We start from the raw sequence: 3,760 nt of genomic DNA, 5'->3' as shown, positions 1-3,760 counted from the left end.
GCCCCCACCGGCCCGCAGCCGACGCGCTACCCCAGGGGTCCGGGGCGAAGCCCCGGGTGCCTCGACTGCGAGCACGTCGCGGCTGGTCGCGCAGTTCCCCGCGCCCCTCACGGGGCGCCCCGCGGCGCAGCACAGCGCAGCGTCATGGCAGGCTTGGGGCATGGCTGTGCAGATCAACCCCAGCATCCTCTCCGCGGACTTCGCCCGCCTCGCCGACGAGGCGCAGGCCGTCAAGGGCGCCGACTGGCTCCACGTCGACGTCATGGACAATCACTTCGTCCCCAACCTGACGCTCGGTGTGCCGATCGTCGAGTCGCTGCGCAAGGCCACGGACATTCCGCTGGACTGTCACCTCATGATCGAGGACCCGGACCGCTGGGCGCCGCAGTACGCCGAGGCGGGCGCGGGATCGGTGACGTTCCACGCCGAGGCGGCGGCCGCGCCGGTCCGGCTGGCGCGGGAGATCCGGCACCAGGGCGCGCGCGCCTCCATGGCGCTCAAGCCCGCGACGCCGATCGAGCCGTTCGAGGACCTGCTGCCCGAGCTCGACATGCTGCTGATCATGACGGTCGAGCCCGGCTTCGGCGGCCAGGCGTTCCTGGACATCATGCTGCCCAAGATCCGCCGTACCCGGGAGCTGATCTCGCGGCACGGTCTGGAGCTGTGGCTGCAGGTCGACGGCGGGGTCTCGGCCACCACCATCGAGCGCTGCGCCGAGGCGGGCGCGGACGTCTTCGTCGCGGGCTCCGCCGTCTACGGTATGGAGGACCCCGCAGCGGCCGTACGCGGCCTGCGCGCACAGGCGGAGAAGGCGACCGCTGCCGCGCCCTGGGCCTGCGGGCACTGAACCGCAGTCGGCGCTCGCCCGAATTGCTGAGCGCTGAGGTCGGGGCCTGATCAAGGACCGTCGTTTCTGACAGGATGACGTCGGGTCCGGCATTCGGGTCCATCAAGTCCTGGCAGAACTCTGCAAAGTAGTGAGGAGACCGCGGTGTCGACGGGCCGTTCAGCATCGCCCATGGGGCCCGCCGAGCTGGTGCAGGCGGCGGCGATGGCCCGCCGCTTCTACCTCGAGGGCAAATCGAAGATCCAGATTGCCGAGGAGTTCGGCGTCAGCCGCTTCAAGGTGGCCCGGGTGCTGGAGACGGCGCTCGAACGCGATCTGGTGCGGATCGAGATCCGGGTGCCGGCCGAGCTGGACGCGGAGCGCTCGGACGCGCTGCGCGCCCGCTACGGCCTGCGGCACGCGGTCGTCGTCGAGTCTCCGGCCGATGCGGCCGACGATGCGCCCGACCCCGAGAACCTCGGCGAGGTGGCTGCCGATCTGCTCGGCGAGCTGGTGCACGAGGGAGATGTGCTCGGCCTGGCCTGGGGCCGTTCCACCATCCACATGGCCGCGGCCCTGCACCGGCTGCCGCCGTGCACGGTCGTCCAGTTGACCGGCGTGTACGACGCGGGCACCGCCGAGCGCGGCTCGGTCGAGGCCGTGCGCCGGGCGGCCCAGGTGTCCGGCGGCGAGGCGCACCCGATCTACGCGCCGATGCTGCTGCCCGACCCGGCCACCGCCGCCGCGCTGCGCGGCCAGACCGGCATCGCCCGGGCCTTCGACTACTTCGACAAGGTCACCGTCGCCGCGGTGTCCATCGGCTCGTGGGCACCGGGCATCTCGACCGTCTACGACATGCTCACCGAGGAGGAGCGCGCGCACTACGCCTCGTTGGGCGCCGCCGCCGAGATGTCCGCGCACCTCTTCGACGCCGAGGGCCGCCGCATCGGCCGTGACCTGGGGGAGCGCTGCATCACGGTCGAGGCGGACCGGCTGCGCCGCATCCCGGAGGTCGTGGCCATCGCGGGCGGTCTGCGCAAGGCGGCGGCGATCGGCGCGGTGCTCCGCTCCGGCCTGGTCACCAGCCTCGTCACCGACACCGCGGCAGCGGACCACCTGCTCCACGAGACGGGCCCGGGCCCGCGCCCGGCCCTGGACCGGGCGGACCCGGACGGCTCGTAGGCCGGAAGCGCAGCGCCGACCCCATGGCGGAACCTCCCCGGTTCCGTCATGGGGATTTTTGTGCGCGGTGAATCCGGATACTCCGCGGACATGACCCTCCTTCAGGGCACGTCCGCGGCCACCGGCCCGGTGCACGCCGTCATCGACAACGCCCTCGCCCCGTATGCCGAGTACCGCGCCTTCCGTCGCGGCACCCTCGGCAGGGACGCCTACTGCCGCTGGACCGGCTCCGGCGCCGTCACCCCGTCCGAAGTCGGGCTGAACAGGGACCAGTTCAACCTATCGACGCGCTTTCCGGTCGACGAACAGGCTTGTGCGAACCGCATTCTCGACGGCTTGAAGAAAGCCGGCTTCATCGGCTCGACGGCCTATCCCGCCGGGGAGTTCACCGCTTTCCGGGCCACGCTGTCCGCCCGATTCCGGCACGGTGCGTACGCGACCTACATCTTTCCCGAGGAAGCGCGGCTGCTCTTCGCGCTGGCACACATCCTGGCACCCCGCAATGCGCTCTTTCCCGGTTCCTACTACGGCTATTGGGCGGTGTGGGCGATGCCCGGCATCATGGCGGCCGGGGGCCGTGCGACCCTCGTCGACGTCGACGCGGACAGCATGCGCCTGGCGCGACGGAACTTCGCGGCGCTGGGGCTGTCCGGGCATGCCGCGTACGTGACCGCGGACGCCGTCCCGTACGGCCGGACCGTCGAGGGCGTCGACCTGTGTGTGCTCGACGCGGAGGGGCCGAAGGACGCCGAGGACCCCGCGCTGCGCGACAAGGCCGTCTACGCCCCGATCATGCGCGCCACGACCCCGGGACTGCGTGAGGGCTGCCTGCTCGTCGCCCACAACATGCTCCTCGAAAACCTCACGGACAACCGCTACTTCGCCGAGAGGATCGTGGCGAACGAGGCCCAGTACGCGGCGTTCCACGAGCACGTGGACGAGTGCTACGACCTCCGTGCGGTCTGCCCGACATCCGAAGGGGTGGGGATCTATCGGAAGTCCAACGATGCTCGAGTGTCTTCCCGGCAAGATCTCCGGAAACGCCGACCGACTGCACGCAAGGAGACGCGGAGTGTCCCGCCGCCTGTTCACCTCGGAGTCTGTGACCGAGGGTCACCCCGATAAGATCGCTGACCAGATCAGCGACACCATTCTCGACGCTCTCCTGCGGGAGGACCCGACGTCCCGGGTCGCTGTCGAGACGTTGATCACGACCGGTCTGGTGCATGTTGCCGGTGAGGTCACGACGAAGGCGTACGCGCCGATCGCGCAGCTGGTGCGCGGCAAGATTCTTGAGATCGGTTACGACTCGTCCAAGAAGGGCTTCGACGGCGCTTCCTGTGGCGTGTCGGTGTCGATCGGTTCGCAGTCGCCGGACATTGCCCAGGGTGTTGACACCGCGTATGAGTCGCGTGTCGAGGGTGATGAGGACGAGCTGGACAAGCAGGGTGCGGGCGATCAGGGCCTGATGTTCGGCTACGCCTGTGACGAGACGCCGGAGCTGATGCCGCTGCCGATCAGCCTGGCGCACCGCCTCTCGCGCCGCCTGACCGAGGTGCGCAAGAACGGGACGATTCCCTACCTGCGTCCGGATGGCAAGACGCAGGTGACGATCGAGTACGACGGTGCGAAGGCCGTCCGTCTCGACACCGTGGTGGTGTCCTCGCAGCACGCGTCGGACATCGACCTGGATTCGCTTCTGGCGCCGGATGTCCGTGAGTTCGTGGTGGAGCACGTTCTCAAGGAGCTGGT

4 protein-coding genes are annotated in these 3,760 nt (G+C 69.9%); all 4 read left to right on the top strand.

Annotation, left to right across the window (positions count from 1 at the left end):
• The first annotated feature begins 160 nt into the window (after positions 1–160).
• Positions 161–847 carry a ribulose-phosphate 3-epimerase gene (gene rpe, locus ACWD4B_RS35440; protein WP_414169761.1) on the top strand — a complete coding sequence of 229 codons (687 nt, stop codon included), beginning with the start codon at positions 161–163 and terminating at the stop codon, positions 845–847.
• Positions 848–1,018: 171 nt separating this feature from the next.
• Entirely contained in the window at positions 1,019–2,008 is a 990-nt protein-coding gene (locus ACWD4B_RS35435) for a sugar-binding transcriptional regulator (protein WP_336417370.1), read from the top strand.
• Positions 2,009–2,098: 90 nt separating this feature from the next.
• Complete coding sequence (locus ACWD4B_RS35430; protein WP_451424626.1) at positions 2,099–3,133, top strand: O-methyltransferase; 1,035 nt, start codon at positions 2,099–2,101, stop codon at positions 3,131–3,133.
• A partial coding sequence (locus ACWD4B_RS35425) for an S-adenosylmethionine synthetase N-terminal domain-containing protein (protein ID WP_451420081.1) occupies positions 3,081–3,760 on the top strand: 680 nt, incomplete at its 3' end. The genes ACWD4B_RS35430 and ACWD4B_RS35425, both read left to right, overlap by 53 nt.

It is taken from the genome of Streptomyces sp. NPDC002536, from assembly GCF_053594995.1.
This window is presented reverse-complemented; position numbering and strand designations above follow the sequence as displayed.

Bases quoted from the DNA above. Each gene is read 5' to 3' on its own strand.
- rpe (WP_414169761.1), top strand. From the start codon at position 161: ATGGCTGTGCAGATCAACCCCAGCATCCTCTCCGCGGACTTCGCCCGC.
- ACWD4B_RS35430 (WP_451424626.1), top strand. From the start codon at position 2,099: ATGACCCTCCTTCAGGGCACGTCCGCGGCCACCGGCCCGGTGCACGCC.
- ACWD4B_RS35435 (WP_336417370.1), top strand. From the start codon at position 1,019: ATGGGGCCCGCCGAGCTGGTGCAGGCGGCGGCGATGGCCCGCCGCTTC.